The organism is Pseudomonas sp. GM78, assembly GCF_000282475.1.
Classification (GTDB): Bacteria; Pseudomonadota; Gammaproteobacteria; order Pseudomonadales; family Pseudomonadaceae; genus Aquipseudomonas.
On record NZ_AKJF01000212.1, the window covers coordinates 20,191 to 36,348 of the forward strand.

Here is a 16,158-nt window from a genome sequence, read left to right on the forward strand (position 1 = left end):
GTTTTGCCCTTGGGCAGTTCCATTAGCGATTTCGAGAGACGGATGAACATCACCACCTTTGCCAAACGCCTGTGCCTTTTAGTCCCGCTGCTCCTCTCGCCTGCCGCATTCGCGGTCGAGATGATGCCGTCGCCACCGCAACTGGCCGCCAAGGCCTACGTGCTCATGGACGCCAGCAGCGGTAACGTGCTGGTCGAGAACAATGGTGACCAGCGTCTGCCGCCAGCCAGCCTGACCAAGCTGATGACCGCGTACATCGCGACCCTCGAAATCCGTCGTGGCCAGATCGGTGAAAACGATCCGGTGACCGTCAGCGAAAACGCCTGGCGTACCGGCGGTTCGCGGATGTTCATCAAGGTCGGCTCGCAAGTGACCGTCAGCGACCTGCTGCACGGCATCATCATCCAGTCGGGTAACGACGCCAGCGTGGCACTGTCCGAACACATCGCCGGCAGCGAAGATGCGTTCGCCGACATGATGAACAAGACCGTGGCTGACCTGGGCATGACCAACAGCCACTTCATGAATCCGACCGGCCTGCCGAACCCGGAACACTACTCGTCGGCTCACGACATGGCAGTGCTGGCCCGCGCGATCATCCACGAAGACCCGGCTCACTACGCGATCTACTCGCAGAAAGAGTTCTTCTGGAACGGCATCAAGCAACCGAACCGCAACCTGCTGCTGTGGCGCGACAAGACGGTCGATGGCCTGAAAACCGGCCACACCGACGAAGCTGGCTACTGCATGGTGTCTTCGGCCGTGCGTGACGGCATGCGCCTGATCGCCGTGGTGTTCGGCACCAACAGCGAAGTGGCTCGCGCCGCCGAGACCCAGAAACTGCTGACCTACGGTTTCCGCTTCTTCGAAACCCAGACTTTCTATCAGAAAGGTGCCGAGCTGGCCCAGGCACCTGTGTGGAAAGGCTCTACCAATCAAGTCAAGGCCGGCCTGGCTGAAGACCTGACCATGACCCTGCCGAAAGGCCAGCTGAAAAAGCTCGCCGCCAGCATGACCATGAACCCGCAACTGGTTGCGCCAATCGCCAAGGGCGACGTGATCGGTAAAGTCGAAGTCAAACTGGAAGACAAGGTGGTGCACAGCGCCGACCTGATCGCTCTGGATGGCGTCGAAGAGGGTGGTATCTTCCGTCGCATGTGGGATAGCATCCGTCTATTCTTCTACGGCTTGTTCAACTGATAGTGTGCTCCTGCAAGGCCTCGTGCTGATCCGGCGCGGGGCCTTGTCGTCGCCACGGCTTACGCTTACGAGGCCGTTACGCCATGACCGATACCGAAGTAAAGGCGCCTAAGATCGAATTCCCCAACGTTGATTACCCGGTTAAGGTGATCAGCGATACCGGTGTGGGCAACAAAGACAAGATCATCGCGATCGTCCAGAAACACGCGACGATCAACCATGACCGCGTGGATGAACGCCAGAGCACCAATGGCAAGTACACTACGATCCAGTTACACATCGTCGCGACCGACCAGGACCAGCTGTACAACATCAACAGCGAACTGCGGGCCACCGGTTTCGTGCACATGGTGCTGTGATGTCCGGCACGCTGGGCTTTCGCGAGCTTGGCCAGATGGCTTACGAGCCCGTCTGGCACGCCATGCAGCGCTTCACCAATGAGCGCGGAAGCGATGCCGCCGACGAGATCTGGCTGGTCGAGCACCCGCCGGTCTTCACCCAGGGGCAGGCTGGCAAGGCCGAGCATTTGCTGGTGCCGGGAGATATCCCGGTGGTGCAGGTCGATCGCGGTGGGCAGGTGACGTATCACGGTCCCGGGCAACTGGTGGCGTACCTGTTGCTGGATGTGCGCAAGCTGGGTTTCGGCGTGCGTGACCTGGTGACTCGCATGGAGTCATGCCTGATCGAGCTGCTCGCCAGCTACGGCGTGACGGCGGCGGCCAAACCGGATGCACCGGGTGTCTACGTCAACGGCGCGAAAATCGCCTCACTGGGTCTGCGGATCCGCCACGGTTGTTCCTTTCATGGCCTGGCCCTGAACGTGGACATGAACCTGGAACCGTTTCGACGGATTAATCCCTGCGGCTACGCCGGGCTGGCGATGACCCAGCTGAGCGATCACGCAGGATCGATTGAATTTGCCGAGGTAAGTGCCCGGCTGCGCGCGCAGCTCGTCAAACACCTCGACTATGCTGAGCAGACGACCCTGACGGGCGGAATCGACTGATATGACTACTGATGCAGTGCAAACCATGATCCCGACGCTCGATGTCACCGAGCGCCCGGCCCCGCGTCCCAAGGTTGAAGCCGGCGTCAAGCTGCGCGGCGCCGAGAAGGTTGCACGCATCCCGGTAAAGATCATTCCGACCACCGAGCTGCCGAAGAAGCCTGACTGGATTCGTGTGCGTATTCCGGTCTCTCCGGAAGTCGACCGTATCAAGGCGTTGCTGCGCAAACACAAGTTGCACAGTGTGTGCGAAGAAGCCTCCTGCCCGAACCTGGGCGAGTGCTTCTCCGGCGGCACCGCGACCTTCATGATCATGGGTGACATCTGCACCCGTCGCTGCCCGTTCTGTGACGTTGGCCACGGCCGTCCGAAACCATTGGACGTCAACGAGCCGGAAAGCCTGGCCATCGCCATTGCCGACCTGCGTTTGAAGTATGTGGTGATCACCTCGGTGGACCGCGACGACCTGCGTGACGGCGGTGCCCAACACTTTGCCGACTGTATCCGCGAAATCCGCAAGCTGTCGCCGAATGTTCAGCTCGAGACCCTGGTCCCGGACTACCGTGGACGCATGGACATCGCCTTGGAAATCACCGCTGCCGAGCCGCCGGATGTGTTCAACCACAACCTGGAAACCGTGCCACGCCTGTACAAGGCTGCGCGCCCGGGTTCGGACTACCAGTGGTCGCTGACCCTGCTGCAACGCTTCAAGCAGATGATGCCGCACATCCCGACCAAATCCGGTTTGATGCTGGGCTTGGGCGAGACCGACGAAGAAGTCATCGAAGTGATGAAGCGCATGCGCGAGCACGATATCGACATGCTGACCCTGGGCCAGTACCTGCAGCCTTCGCGCAGCCACTTGCCGGTGCAGCGCTTCGTGCACCCGGACACCTTCGCCTGGTTCGCCGAGGAAGGTTACAAGATGGGCTTCAAGAACGTTGCTTCCGGTCCTCTGGTCCGTTCTTCGTACCATGCCGACGAGCAGGCCAAGCTGGTCAAGGCCGAGTTGATGTCGTCCTGATTCGGCTATGAAAAAACAGCCCGCAACGTTCAATCGGCCTTGCGGGCTTTTTTTGCCTTTCCCACAGACACATCAGTCTTTTCCTGCGACTGCTCAATGCTTGATCCACTTCTGTTTGTCTGCGTTCCTGACTAATGTGTGTTTGATGCTTTCACGCAGGGAGATCCATGGATGAACGCAAGACCTGACCCGACGCTCCTTCCTCACACGCCTGTTCCGGCCTTGCCGATGCAGGGGCTGATCGCGGTTATCGCGCCTGCGGGTCCGGCCGCGCTGGACACCAAGAAAGCCATCGCCTGGATGCGTGCTCGTGGGTATTCGCTGCGGATATTCCCCGGGGTGTTCGAGAAGGACGGCTATCTGGCCGGCAGCGACGAGGTGCGACTCAATGACCTGCACGCCGCGTTCACCGACCCTGAGGTCGATGCCATCATTTGCCTGCGCGGCGGATACGGTACGCCACGGTTGCTTGATCGCATCGATTTCCCGCTGCTGCGCCAAAACGCCAAGCCATTCATCGGCTATAGCGACATTACCGCGCTGCATTTGGCGATCAGTCGCTACGCGGGTTTCGTGACATTCCATGGCCCGTTGCTCAATGCCGATCTGCTGGGGGAGCGGCTGGCACCAACCGAGTCCTCGTTCTTCAACATGCTCAGGGGGCAGTGCAGGGCCGGTATGGTGCTTGCCCACCCGGTTGGCCGCCCCTTGACCACGATCGTGCCGGGTGTGGCTCATGGGCGCCTTCTAGGCGGCAACCTGTCGATGATCGCCGCGACCTTGGGCACGCCTTATGAGATCGATGCCGCGGGTATTATCCTGTTCATCGAAGACATCAACGAGCCGCTGTATCGCATCGACCGCCTGCTGACCCATCTGCGCCTGGCGGGCGTATTGCACAAGCTGCGTGGGGTTCTGGTGGGTGATATCGCGGGGGTGGAGGCCCAGGCCCTGGACCGATTGCTCAAGCAGACCCTGGAACCCTTGTGCATCCCGGTACTGTCCGGGTGGCGCAGCGGGCACTGCAATCCGAACCTGACGCTGCCGATGGGCGCGTTGGTGAAGCTGGATGCGGGGAACCAGCAACTGTTTCTGGAACAGAATGTGGTAAGGCGCTAGACAATCCCCGCTTTTGTAGGAGCGAGCCTGCTCGCGAAAAACGCCAAGACGCCGCGGGCATTCAGACAGCCCGCGTCATCGTTGTCCTCCATCGCGAGCAGGCTCGCTCCTACAGGGATAAAGCTTTAGCGGTTACGCAACCCTTCCAGCAGCTTGTGCGTCGGATAACCATCCGCCGGCCAGCCAAACGACTGCTGGGCGCTGCGGATCGCCTTGCGGGTATTGGCGCCGATGATCCCGTCGGCAGTGCCCGCGTCGTAGTTCTGCGCACTCAGCAGGTTTTGCAGTTCAATCCGCTCGGTGCGGCTCAGGGGCAGATCATCCTTGGGCCACGTGCCGCTGATCAGCCCTGCGCCATTGAAGCGCTCGGACAGCAGGCTCACCGCCAGGGCGTAGGACGACGAGTTGTTGTACTTGAGAATCGCGCGGAAGTTGTCGAGCACCAGGAAGGCCGGGCCGCGATAGCCTGCCGGCAATAGCAGCGCCGCGGACAGTTGCTCGGAGCCAGCTGGGAACTGGCCGCCGTTGGGCAGCACCACGCCCAGTTGCCGCCATTCGGCGACGCTCTTGCGAATCGAGCCATCGGCGAGGACGTAGTCGAAGTTGCCCGGCAACTGTACTTCGAAGCCCCATGGCTGGCCTTTTTGCCAGCCGGAGCTTTGCAGGTAGTGGGCGGTCGACGCCAGGGCATCGGTGGCGCTACCCCAGATATCGCGGCGTCCGTCGCCATCGAAATCCACGGCGTGGGTGTTGTAGGTGGTCGGGATGAACTGGGTCTGGCCCATGGCGCCCGCCCAGGAACCCAGCATTTTGTCGGGTTCGATATCGCCTTGTTGGAGGATTTGCAGGGCGGCGATCAATTGCGCATGCGCGAAGCCCGGGCGGCGGCCTTCGTAGGCCAGGGTTGCCAGTGAGTTGATCACCGACTTGCTGCCCTGAAACTGGCCGAAGTTGCTTTCCATGCCCCACACCGCGACCAGCGCCTGGCGGTCGACGCCGTAGCGTTGCTCGATGCTTTGCAGGATGCCGGCGTACTGGTCGACCAAGGCCTGGCCTTTGCGAACGCGCAGCGGCGACAGGGCGCCATCGAGGTACTCCCACACCGGTTTTGCGAATTCTGGTTGGCTGCGGTCGGCGCGGATCACGGCCGGGTCGAAGCTGACATTGGCAAAGGCGCGGTCGAACAGGTCGGCGCGGATACCGGCGGCCAGGGCGTCCCTGCGAAAGCCCGCCTGCCATTCGGCGAAGGTCTGGGTTGGCTGGATGTCGAGGTTTTCGCCGCTCGGAACCACGGGCGCGATGACCGCGGGGGCGGTGGCGACAGGGAGGGTCTGAATCGGCTGGGCGTCGGCGGCGGTGGGTTTTTCCGCGCAGGCGACGAGCAAAATGAGGCTGGAGGCAGCAATCAATTGGCGAAATTGCCAACGACGGGAAAGACAAAAGGGCATGCACGGGTCCAGGGAAAACGAATCAGGTACAGACCTTAACATGTTGAGCGGATGCTTGCCTTTCAGGCCGCCAGAAAGTAAGAAGCCTCCCAGTTGTCAGACTGGAAGGCTTCGCGGCGGTAGCTGCCTTTGCCCTTGCCGGCGCGTTCCTGGCGGCTGCGGAACAATGGCTGGGCGACGATGGATTTGGCCTTGTTGGGGCCATGTTTAGATGGCTTTTTGCTCATGATGGGCGCTCGCAGGTGAGTGGTTTTTGCGGGGCAAATCATCGGCCAGAGTTGGGGTTCTGTCCATAGGGCAAATGCAGGTTGATTTTGTAGGAGGCAGGATCAAAAGATCGCAGCCTGCGGCAGCTCCTACGGAGGATTGCGTATTCCTGTAGGAGCTGCCGCAGGCTGCGATCTTTTGCTCTTATTCGGCAGGCAACGACAATCTTTGCCCAGCCATCAACAGCGTCAGGCGACTCAAGCTCATCCACGGCGAACCCGCCGCCTGGCCCTTGATCTGCGCGTCGATGCGCTGGGCTTCGAGCAATAATTGCGCCCAGCGTTGCGCCGAATAGCGTTGCAGGGCCTTGCTCATCAGCGGTTTTCGCTTGTCCCAAACCGGCGGCCTGGCCTGGCTGAAGGCCTTATCCAGTGGCGTACCCTGGCTGTACTGCAACGAAATATTGGCCAACAGGCGCAGTTCCCGGGCCAGGGCCCAAAGAATCACCGGGGGCTCGACACCCTCACCGCGAAGCCCTTCGAGCATGCGCAGTGCATGGGCGGCTTCGCCATTGAGAATGGCGTCGGTCAAGCCGAAAACGTCGAAGCGCGCACTGTCGGCCACCGCAGCCTGCACGGTCTCGATGGTGATCTGGCCGCCTTCGGCCATCAGCTTGAGTTTTTCGATTTCCTGGGCGGCGGCCAGCAAGTTGCCCTCGACCCGGGCGGCGATCAGCTCGACGGCGTCCTGACTGGCGGATAGCCCGGCCTGGGACAGGCGTTGACGGATCCAGCTGGGCAACTGGTTGGCATCCACCGGCCAGATCTGCACGAATTGGGTCTGTTGGCCTTCGACCAGCGCCTTGCCCCATTTGGTTTTCTGCGCGCTGCCATCGAGCTTCGGCAGGCTGATCAACAGCACGGTGTCTTCGGCCGGTCGCGAGCAGTACTCAATGAGTGCGGCGGCACCTTTATCGCCGGGCTTGCCCGAAGGCAGGCGCAGTTCCAGCAGGCGTTTTTCGGCGAACAGCGACATGCTGGCGCCGGCTTGCAGCAAGGTACCCCAGTCGAAACTGGCATCGGCGGCGAACACCTGGCGTTCGTCGAAGCCTTGTTGGCGGGCAGCCGCGCGGATGGCGTCGGCAGCTTCCTGGCAGAGCAAGGGGTCATCGCCACTGATGACGTAGACCGGCGCGAGGACGCCTTGCAGGTGTTTGGCGAGTTGGGCGGGAGCGAGCTTCATAGGAGAGGGCAAACGGGGCGCCAGAGCGCCCCGTAAGTCTTACTGCTGAGGCAGGTCGATTGGCGACTGACGCGGCGTGTTCGCCTCAGCCTTCTGCGCCGCTTCCAGCGCCGCGGCTTCCGCCTTGGCCTTGGCTTCGGCAGTCTGCTGCAACTGGTCCAGCTGGGCCGGGGTGAATTGCTGCAGGCGCAACATCATGCGTTGAACCAGCTCGCGATGCATTTCCTTGCGGGCGTCGGCAGCTTCCTGGTCCGAACCTACCAGGTTGTTGCCGTCATGGATGAACACCTTCTGCACTTCAAGCTTGTCATCCAGCAGGGGCAGGTTGCCCTGGCCGCGAATGTCATAGTTGAGCACCGTGCTCAGTTGATATTCGCCCGTACGACCGGCGCCAGCGTAACTGAGGATGCGCTGGGATTCCTGCTGGTTGGTCAGGATGAGTTTGTAAGGGGCGCCGTTGTAGACCTTGACGCCGCTGCTTACCAGCGCCTGGCGCAGTTGCGTCACGGTATCGCCGTAAGCGTCGCGGGCGCTCAGGTCGAGCTCCTTGAGCGCCAGGTCGGTGGTGCCGGTGCCACGCAGCTGGAAGCCGCAGGCGCTCAACAGGACCGCGAGGCCTATCACCAGCAAGTTGCGTTTGATCATTGTGTTGCTCCCCTTGAAACCATGTGGGCCAATCAAGCGGCCCGAAAGGTTTGTTCGGCGCCCGGCAGGGCCAGGCGCCTGATCCAATTAGCTGGCGACGATGTTGACCAGTTTTCCGGGCACCACGATCACTTTGCGAATGGTCAGACCATCGACGAAACGCAGCACGTTCTCGTTGGCCCGTGCGGCAGCTTCGACTTCTTCGCGACTGGCGCTGGCCGGCATTTCGATCTGGCCGCGCAGCTTGCCGTTGACCTGGATGACCAGCGTCAGGCTGTCCTGCACCAGCGCGCTCTCGTCCAGCACCGGCCAACCGGCATCGATCACCGGGTCGGCGTGACCCAGGCGATGCCACAGCTCGTGGCTGATGTGCGGCGTGATCGGGGCCAGCAGCAGGGTCACGGTCTCCAGGCCTTCCTGAATCAGTGCGCGATCCTGTTCGGTGCCTTGCGCGGCCTTTTCCAGCACGTTCATCAGCGTCATCACCTGGGCGATGGCGGTGTTGAACTTGTGGTTCTGGCCGACGTCATGGCTGGCCTGCTTGATGGCCTGGTGGATCGAACGGCGAATCACTTTCTGTTCGTCATTGAGGCTGGCGACGTCAAGTTTGCCCGGCAGGCCCTGGGTGACGTGGGCTTGAGCCAGACGCCAGACGCGCTTGAGGAAACGGTGCGAACCTTCCACGCCGGAGTCGGACCATTCCGCGCTCATGTCAGGTGGCGAGGCGAACATCATGAACAGGCGGCAGGTGTCTGCGCCGAACTGGTCGATCATCGACTGTGGGTCGACGCCGTTGTTTTTCGACTTGGCCATCTTCTCGGTGCCACCGATTTCCACCGGCAGGCCGTCTGCGATCAGCTTGGCGCTGATGACCTTGGCCTTGCTGTCGCGTTCGAGTTCGACGTCCGCCGGGTTGAACCAGGTGTAGGCACCGTTGGCTTCACGACGGTAATAGGTCTCGGCGATCACCATGCCTTGGGTCAGCAGGTTCTTGAACGGTTCGTTGGAGCTGACCAGGCCTTCGTCACGCATCAGCTTGTGGAAGAAGCGTGCGTAAAGCAGGTGCAGGATCGCGTGTTCGATGCCGCCGATGTACTGATCCACCGGCAACCAGTGGTCGGCTGCGGATTTTTCTACCAGGCCACCCTCGAAGTGCGGCGAGGCGTAGCGGGCGTAGTACCACGAGGACTCGACGAAGGTGTCCATGGTGTCGGTTTCACGCTTGGCAGGCTGGCCGCATTTCGGGCAGTTGCATTCGTAGAACTCGGGCATGCGCGCCAGTGGCGAGCCGGCACCATCGGGTACGACGTCTTCCGGCAGTACGACGGGCAATTGATCTTCCGGTACCGGCACGTCACCGCAAGTGCCGCAGTGGATGATCGGAATCGGGCAGCCCCAGTAGCGCTGACGGCTGATGCCCCAGTCGCGCAGGCGGAACTGGGTGCGCGAGGCACCGAGTTCTTTCTTGATCAGCGCGACTTCGATGGCGTCGAAGGCGCCGGCGAAGTCGAGGCCGTCGAACTCGCCGGAATTGATCAGCGTGCCGTATTCGCCGTAGGCGTCTTGCCATGGTGCCGGGTTGGTGTCACCAGAACTGGTGCGCACCACGGATTTGACCGGCAGGTTGTACTTGTGGGCGAACTCGAAATCGCGTTCGTCGTGGGCCGGAACTGCCATCACCGCGCCGTCGCCATAGTGCATCAGCACGTAGTTGGCGACCCACACGGGCAGTTTTTCGCCGGTCAACGGGTGCTCGACGAACAGACCGGTTGGCAGGCCTTTTTTCTCCTGGGTCGCAACGTCGGCTTCAGCAACGCTGCCGCCCTTGCATTCGGCGATGAACGCTTGCAGCTCAGGGTTGTTCTTGGCGGCGAGGGCGGCCAGGTGGTGCTCGGCAGCTACGGCAACGTAGGTTGCGCCCATCAGGGTGTCCGGACGGGTGGTGAAGACTTTCAGGGTGCCGGTTTCGCCGATGGAATCGACGTTGTACGGGAACTGCACTTCCATGCCGCGGGATTTGCCGATCCAGTTGCGCTGCATGGTCTTGACCTGTTCAGGCCAGCCAGTCAGTTCGTCGAGGCTCTCCAGCAGCTCATCCGCGTAGGCGGTGATCTTGAAGTAGTACATCGGGATTTCGCGCTTTTCGATCAGCGCGCCGGAACGCCAGCCGCGGCCGTCGATCACTTGCTCGTTGGCCAGGACGGTCTGGTCGACCGGGTCCCAGTTCACGGTGCCGCTTTTCTTGTAGATCACACCTTTTTCGAACAGGCGGGTGAACAGCCATTGTTCCCAGCGGTAGTAATCGGGTTTGCAGGTGGTCACTTCACGCGACCAGTCCACCGCCAGGCCCAGGCTGCGCAGCTGGGACTTCATGTAGGCGATGTTTTCGTAGGTCCACTTGGCGGGCGCTACGTTGTTCTTCATCGCGGCGTTTTCCGCCGGCATGCCGAAGGCGTCCCAACCCATGGGTTGCAGGACGTTTTTGCCGAGCATGCGCTGGTAGCGGGAGATCACGTCGCCGATGGTGTAGTTGCGCACGTGCCCCATGTGTAGCTTGCCGCTGGGGTAAGGGAACATCGACAGGCAGTAGTAGGTCTCCTTGCCTGGCTGTTCACTGACTTCAAAGGACTTTTGCTCGTCCCAGAATGACTGGGCGGCGGCTTCGATTTCACGGGGCTGATATTGTTCGTGCATGGCTACTTTTGAACTGAATAGGGGTGGCCTAATCCTCTTCGATGCGACGCTGGACAGTGAACACGCCAATTCGGCGTTTCGGTGTCCAGACGAGCTGGAAGTGGAGTTACAGGAAGCGCCGTAGCATACATGACCGCACTCTATCGAGGGAAACCCTGATTGCTGCCGCGCGTCTTGCGAAAACCGCTGCGAGGGCCGTTGGTCGCGGCGTCCAGCCGGTTTGTCGATGGAAGCTAAGCTCTAACTGGGGAGTAGGTCTTATCTTCCAATGAGGTGAGGGATGGTTGAGTCACGGCAAAAAGCTACAAAACCGGAGTTGTACGAAAGACTGATCGATCGTTTGGGCATGGCCCTTGATGCAGCCAAAACAGCTGGTCGGCTGCGCGATGAACGCCCTTTGGAACTGGAGTTGCGTGGCCTGAGCCCCGCAGAGTTTGCACTGGTCAAGGCGTACCTCGATCGCAGTGAGCGTGAGACGCAGGGATGCTTGTCTGAAGCAGTGAAGCAACTCGACGCACCACGTTCGGCCAAGATCATCTGGCTCAAGGACAAAATACCTGGCAGAGGCGCGGTAAAGGTCCGGTCCCTTCAGTGCAAATAAGGCATAGAGCCATGCTCCGCGGTTTTTTGAAGCATAGTCCTTCCGTATTTATTGTCGCATTGCGTCAACCCACATAGGCTTCGGGCATCTTTAAGGAGATGCCCGATGCCTTTCCGTTATTTCGTGAAACACCTTCTGATGCCGCCCGGCGTCCTTATCCTGTTGCTGGTGCTCGCCTGGTGGTGGCGCCGCTCAAGACCGCGGCTTGCCGGTTGCTGCTTTGCCCTGGGCGTGGGCGGCTTCTGGTTGATGAGCCTGCCGGTCATGGTGCAGTGGGGCGCCGGGCTTCTTGAGCGTGAGGCACCCCTGGCTCGCGACGAATGGGCAACGTTGGCCCAGCGCGCCGATGCGATCGTGGTGCTGGGCGCCGGGCGCGAACGGGGTGATCTGGCCTGGGGCAGCGATCAACCCACCGGGGTGGCGCTGGAGCGCGAGCGCTATGCCGCTCGCCTTGCAAAGGCTTCTGGCTTGCCGATTTTGACCAGTGGCGGTTTACATTACGGCACGCCGCCAACCGAGGCCAAATTGATGGCTGACTCGTTGCGCGATGATTTTGGCGTGGCGGTGCGTTGGCAGGAAGGGAAAAGTCGCACCACCTGGGAAAACGCGACATTCAGCGCCGAGGTCTTGTTGCCCGAAGGCATCAAGCGCGTGGTGGTGGTGACCCAGGCCTGGCACATGCCGCGAGCGGTCTGGAGTTTTCAGAAGGCCGGGTTTGAGGTGGTGCCGGCGCCAGTGGGGTTCTTGAGCGTGGACAATGCCGAGCCGCTGGGCGGCTGGATGCCGGAGTTCAAGGCGATCTGGCGTAGCGGGCAGTTGCTGAATGAGGCGGCGGGGCAGATCGGGTATTCGCTTTTCTACCGCTGAAGATCAAAAGATCGCAGCCTGCCGCAGGCTGCGATTTTTTGCAGGCTTCGCGTTTAAACGGTCTTGGCCATGCGGCTGGCAATCAATGCCCAGCCAAACAACAGCACACACACAATGATCAACGGCCATGACCGCCATTGCAGGTACGGTGTGAGGTTGTGCATCGGCACCACTTCGCCGTACAGGATGCCGCGTTCGAATTGCGGGATCTGTGTGGTGATCTGGCCGAACGGGTTGATCAGGCCGGTCACGCCATTGTTGGTGGCGCGGATCATCCAGCGGCCGGCCTCGAGCGCGCGCATCTGCGCCATCTGCAAGTGCTGCAGCGGGCCGATGGATGTGCCGAACCAGGTGTCGTTGCTGATGGTCAGCAGCAGGTCGCTTTGGGCGGCAAGGCCGGCGGCGAACTCCGGATACACCACTTCATAGCAGATGAACGGCGCAATCTGGTAGCCCTTGGCTTGCAACATGGCCTGATCGGAAGGACCGCGGGCAAAGTCCGACATGGGCAGGTCGAAAAACGCGATCAGGCCACGCAGCACATCCTGCAGCGGCACGTACTCGCCGAACGGCACCAGCTTCTGCTTGAGGTAGGTGCCATCGCCTTCGCCGACCACGGTAATGCCGTTATAGAAGCGCTTCTGCTGGTGGACGACTTCGCGGATCGGCACGCCGGTAATCATGGCTGAATCTCGCTCGGCGGCGAATTTCCCCATCATGTCCAGGTAGCCCTGGGCAGACTCCTTGAGTACCGGAACCGCGGTTTCCGGCCAGATCAGCAAGTCGACCCGTTTCGAACTGAAGCTCATGTCGCGGTACAGCTCCAGTTGCGCGTTGAGCTGCGCCGGGTCCCACTTCATGCTTTGTTCGATGTTGCCTTGGATCGCCGCGACGCTCAGTGGCGCACCGGAGGGGCTGGTCCAGGCGTGTTGCTTGAGCGCCATGCCGGCCACCCACGGGCCTGCCAGCAGCACAACGCCCACGGCGATGAAGCCTTTACGCCCCGTGCGCACCAGGCGCATGGCGTTGTAAATCAAGGCGGCCGTCAGGGCCAGGGTGAAGGATATCAGCCACATTCCGCCGACAGGCGCGAGACCGGCCAGTGGGCCGTCGAGCTGGCTGTAGCCGGAGTAGAGCCATGGGAAACCGGTGAGGAACCAGCCGCGAAACGCTTCCTGGCCGACCCACAACGCCGCAAAGGCGAGGGTGTCCGCCAGCGGTGCTTCGTTGCGTCGCAGCCAACGCGCCCAGATCCAGGCGGGCAGGGCGAAGAACCAGGCGATCGCCGCCGTGAAGATCAGCATCAGGAAGCCGGCCAGCAGCACCGACGCACCACCGAAGTGATGGATGCTGTAGTAGATCCAGCTGGTGCCGGCGCCAAACAGTCCGAAGCCGAAGCACCAGCCACGGCCCAGGGCCTGGCGTGGATTCAGTTCACGCAAGCCGGCATAGAAAAGCCCGACAGCCAGCAGTGCCAGTGGCCAGATATCGAAAGGCGCCAGGGCCAGGGTGGTGATTGCACCGGCCGCCACGGCCAGCAGGTTACCGGGCCAGCCGGGGCGGGTTGTCCAGCGCATTTCAATCCTTAGGTTTTTACCGGGCGATAGGCGTCAGTCGCAGCAAATGAATTCGCCGACTGTCGGCGTTCAGGATGCGAAAGCGATAGGTGCCGATTTCAGTGATTTCATTGCGTTTTGGCAAGTGCCCGAACGCGCTCATCACCAGGCCGCCCACGGTGTCGAACTCGTCATCGGAAAATTCGCTGTCGAAGAACTCGTTGAAGTTCTCGATCGGCGTCAGGGCCTTGATCAGGAAGTCGCCGCTAGGCAGCGGCTTGATGTAGCTGTCTTCTTCGACGTCGTGTTCGTCTTCGATGTCGCCGACGATCTGTTCCAGCACGTCTTCGATGGTCACCAGGCCGGCCACGCCGCCGTATTCATCAATGACGATGGCCATGTGGTTGTGGTTCGCGCGAAACTCGCGCAACAACACGTTCAGGCGCTTGGACTCCGGCACGAAGGTGGCCGGGCGCAGCAGGTCCTTGATGTTGAAACTGTCGCCGTTCTCCCGAAGGATCAACGGCAGCAAGTCCTTGGCCAGCAACACCCCCATCACGTCATCGTGGCTTTCGCCGATCACCGGGTAGCGGGAGTGGGCCGAGTCGACCACGGCAGGCAGGAACTCGCGAGGTGTCTGGGTCGCCTTGATGCTGATCATCTGCGAACGCGGGACCATGATGTCCCGTACTTGCAGGTCGGCAACCTGGATAGCGCCTTCGACGATGGCCAGCGCTTCGCTGTCCAGCAGTTTGTTCTGGTGTGCATCGCGCAGCAGCTCCAGCAGCTCCTGGCGGTTTTTCGGCTCGTGGGCAAAAGCCTGGGTGAGCTTACCCAGCCAAGACTTCTGCCCGTTGCTCGATCGATCTTCGCTCATAGCGATTACTCTGAATCCTTTGTTGTTTCGGTAGGGGGGACTTCGATTTCGTCGTCCGCGTACGGATCGGGATAGCCCAGTTCTGCAAGCAACGTTCGTTCCAGTGCTTCCATCTCTTCGGCTTCGTCATCATCTATATGGTCGTAACCCAGCAGATGCAAGCAGCCGTGAATCACCAGATGCGCCCAATGGGCCTTGAGCTCCTTGCCCTGCTCGGCGGCTTCACGCTCGACCACCGCCACGCAGATCACCAGGTCGCCCAGCAACGGGATGTCGAGGAACTCGTCTGGCACATCGGCTGGAAACGACAGGACGTTGGTGGCGTAGTCCTTTTGCCGCCAGGTGTTATTGAGTTCGCGGCCCTCGGCTTCGTCGACCAGGCGAATGGTCATCTCGGAGTCGGCGGTGCGCTGGCGCAGGGCCAGTTCGCACCATTGACGGAACTCGGCTTCGCTGGGGGCAGGCGCTTGGGTGGCGATTTGCAGATCAAGCTCAAGCATCGCGTCGGCTGTCCTTTGGCGCTTCATCGGCAGCACGGTTTTCGAAGCGCTCGTAGGCCTCGACAATGCGCTGCACCAACGGGTGACGCACGACGTCCTTGGGCATGAAATGGGTAAAGCTGATACCCGGAACATCCTTGAGCACTTCGATCACGTGGTGCAGCCCGGACTTGGTGCCTTTAGGCAGGTCGACCTGGGTGATGTCACCGGTGATGACGGCCGTGGAGCCGAAGCCAATGCGGGTCAGGAACATTTTCATCTGTTCGACTGTGGTGTTCTGGCTTTCGTCGAGGATGATGAAGCTGTTGTTCAGCGTGCGACCGCGCATGTAGGCCAGTGGCGCCACTTCGATCACCTGGCGTTCGATCAGCTTGGCGACGTGTTCGAAGCCGAGCATTTCGTAGAGCGCGTCATAGAGCGGGCGCAAATACGGGTCGATTTTCTGTGACAGGTCACCGGGCAGGAAACCGAGTTTTTCGCCGGCTTCGACCGCCGGACGCACCAGCAGGATGCGCCGGATCTGTTCGCGTTCCAGGGCGTCTACCGCGCAGGCAACGGCCAGGTAGGTCTTGCCGGTACCGGCCGGACCGATGCCGAAGTTGATGTCGTTGCCGAGGATTTCCTTCACGTAGCGCACCTGATTCAAGCCACGAGGGCGAATCATGCCTTTCTTGGTGCGCAGGGCGACGGAGGCGTCGGCGGGCGAGTGGTTGTCCAGCTCTTCGACGGCCGATTCCTGCAGGAACAGGTGAACCATGTCCGGCGACAGCTCGGTACCCTTGGTTTCCCGGTACAGGCGGCGCAGGAGGTTTTCCGCGGAGGTGGTGTGTTTACGCTCGCCGATCAGTTCGAACTGGTTTCCGCGGTTGCGGATCTCAATGGTCAGGCGCTGCTCGATCAGGCGCAGGTGTTCGTCGAACTGCCCGCACAGATTAGCGAAGCGGCGAGCCTCAAAAGGCTCGAGGATGAAACGATGTGGTTCGATGGGTGCGTTCAAGGTCGTATTTAGCCGCCCTGGGGCAATAGTGATGATTCAAGGATAGCGCCAGTGGCGCGGGTGCGAAAGCTCTTATACAGACCAATCTGATTCCCACGTCTGGCGCTGTACCTGTGGGAGTGAGCCTGCTCGCGATAGCGGTCTGACTGATGACTGATGTGTTGAATGTCAGATC

Annotated in this window: 16 protein-coding genes; 7 read left to right on the plus strand and 9 right to left on the minus strand. The window is 61.0% G+C overall.

Annotated features, from left to right (window positions below; all coding sequences use genetic code 11):
• Positions 1-42: 42 nt before the first annotated feature.
• From PMI35_RS01870 to PMI35_RS01850, 5 genes are all read left to right on the plus strand, one after another.
• On the plus strand, positions 43-1,200 hold the full coding sequence (locus PMI35_RS01870; protein ID WP_008065981.1) for a D-alanyl-D-alanine carboxypeptidase family protein: 1,158 nt from the start codon (positions 43-45) through the stop codon (positions 1,198-1,200).
• Between the two features lie 83 nt (positions 1,201-1,283).
• Positions 1,284-1,559: a DUF493 domain-containing protein gene (locus PMI35_RS01865; protein ID WP_008065984.1), complete on the plus strand. Its 276-nt coding sequence runs from the start codon at positions 1,284-1,286 to the stop codon at positions 1,557-1,559.
• The gene (gene lipB, locus PMI35_RS01860; protein ID WP_008065985.1) at positions 1,559-2,206 is read left to right on the plus strand and encodes a lipoyl(octanoyl) transferase LipB; all 648 of its coding nucleotides are present in this window, start codon (positions 1,559-1,561) and stop codon (positions 2,204-2,206) included. Before PMI35_RS01865 ends, lipB begins: the two co-directional genes overlap by 1 nt.
• A gap of 25 nt (positions 2,207-2,231) precedes the next feature.
• Entirely contained in the window at positions 2,232-3,230 is a 999-nt protein-coding gene (gene lipA / locus PMI35_RS01855; protein ID WP_162130289.1) for a lipoyl synthase, read from the plus strand.
• Positions 3,231-3,401: 171 nt separating this feature from the next.
• Complete coding sequence (locus tag PMI35_RS01850; protein WP_008065986.1) at positions 3,402-4,349, plus strand: S66 peptidase family protein; 948 nt, start codon at positions 3,402-3,404, stop codon at positions 4,347-4,349.
• Positions 4,350-4,474: 125 nt separating this feature from the next.
• Here PMI35_RS01850 and PMI35_RS01845 read toward each other — a convergent pair whose 3' ends face one another.
• The 5 genes from PMI35_RS01845 to leuS form a co-directional block, all read right to left on the minus strand.
• Positions 4,475-5,797: a lytic murein transglycosylase gene (locus tag PMI35_RS01845; RefSeq protein WP_008065991.1), complete on the minus strand. Its 1,323-nt coding sequence runs from the start codon at positions 5,795-5,797 to the stop codon at positions 4,475-4,477.
• A 62-nt stretch (positions 5,798-5,859) separates the two neighbouring features.
• Positions 5,860-6,024 carry an alternative ribosome rescue factor ArfA gene (gene arfA, locus PMI35_RS01840; protein ID WP_008065994.1) on the minus strand — a complete coding sequence of 55 codons (165 nt, stop codon included), beginning with the start codon at positions 6,022-6,024 and terminating at the stop codon, positions 5,860-5,862.
• 184 nt (positions 6,025-6,208) lie between these two features.
• Positions 6,209-7,246 (minus strand): DNA polymerase III subunit delta, encoded by a 1,038-nt coding sequence (gene holA / locus PMI35_RS01835; RefSeq protein ID WP_008065996.1) that lies wholly within the window; start codon positions 7,244-7,246, stop codon positions 6,209-6,211.
• A gap of 39 nt (positions 7,247-7,285) precedes the next feature.
• Positions 7,286-7,891, minus strand: a complete 606-nt coding sequence (locus PMI35_RS01830; protein WP_008065998.1) for an LPS-assembly lipoprotein LptE — start codon at positions 7,889-7,891, stop codon at positions 7,286-7,288.
• 87 nt (positions 7,892-7,978) lie between these two features.
• Complete coding sequence (leuS, locus tag PMI35_RS01825) at positions 7,979-10,585, minus strand: leucine--tRNA ligase (protein WP_008066000.1); 2,607 nt, start codon at positions 10,583-10,585, stop codon at positions 7,979-7,981.
• A gap of 280 nt (positions 10,586-10,865) precedes the next feature.
• Between leuS and PMI35_RS01820 the strand changes: the two genes are divergently transcribed.
• Positions 10,866-11,186 (plus strand): hypothetical protein, encoded by a 321-nt coding sequence (locus PMI35_RS01820; RefSeq protein ID WP_008066002.1) that lies wholly within the window; start codon positions 10,866-10,868, stop codon positions 11,184-11,186.
• 105 nt (positions 11,187-11,291) lie between these two features.
• Positions 11,292-12,053, plus strand: a complete 762-nt coding sequence (locus PMI35_RS01815; protein ID WP_008066004.1) for a YdcF family protein — start codon at positions 11,292-11,294, stop codon at positions 12,051-12,053.
• 53 nt (positions 12,054-12,106) lie between these two features.
• Here the strand turns inward: PMI35_RS01815 and lnt are convergent, their stop codons facing one another.
• The 4 genes from lnt to PMI35_RS01795 are packed head-to-tail and all read right to left on the minus strand — an operon-like array spanning position 12,107 to position 15,983.
• The gene (gene lnt / locus PMI35_RS01810) at positions 12,107-13,630 is read right to left on the minus strand and encodes an apolipoprotein N-acyltransferase (RefSeq protein WP_008066005.1); all 1,524 of its coding nucleotides are present in this window, start codon (positions 13,628-13,630) and stop codon (positions 12,107-12,109) included.
• Positions 13,631-13,646: 16 nt separating this feature from the next.
• A complete protein-coding gene (locus tag PMI35_RS01805; protein ID WP_008066006.1) occupies positions 13,647-14,486 on the minus strand; it encodes an HlyC/CorC family transporter in 840 nt (279 codons plus the stop codon).
• A gap of 5 nt (positions 14,487-14,491) precedes the next feature.
• Positions 14,492-14,986 (minus strand): rRNA maturation RNase YbeY, encoded by a 495-nt coding sequence (gene ybeY, locus PMI35_RS01800; RefSeq protein WP_008066008.1) that lies wholly within the window; start codon positions 14,984-14,986, stop codon positions 14,492-14,494.
• Positions 14,979-15,983 carry a PhoH family protein gene (locus PMI35_RS01795; RefSeq protein WP_008066010.1) on the minus strand — a complete coding sequence of 335 codons (1,005 nt, stop codon included), beginning with the start codon at positions 15,981-15,983 and terminating at the stop codon, positions 14,979-14,981. Before PMI35_RS01795 ends, ybeY begins: the two co-directional genes overlap by 8 nt.
• Positions 15,984-16,158 lie beyond the last annotated feature (175 nt).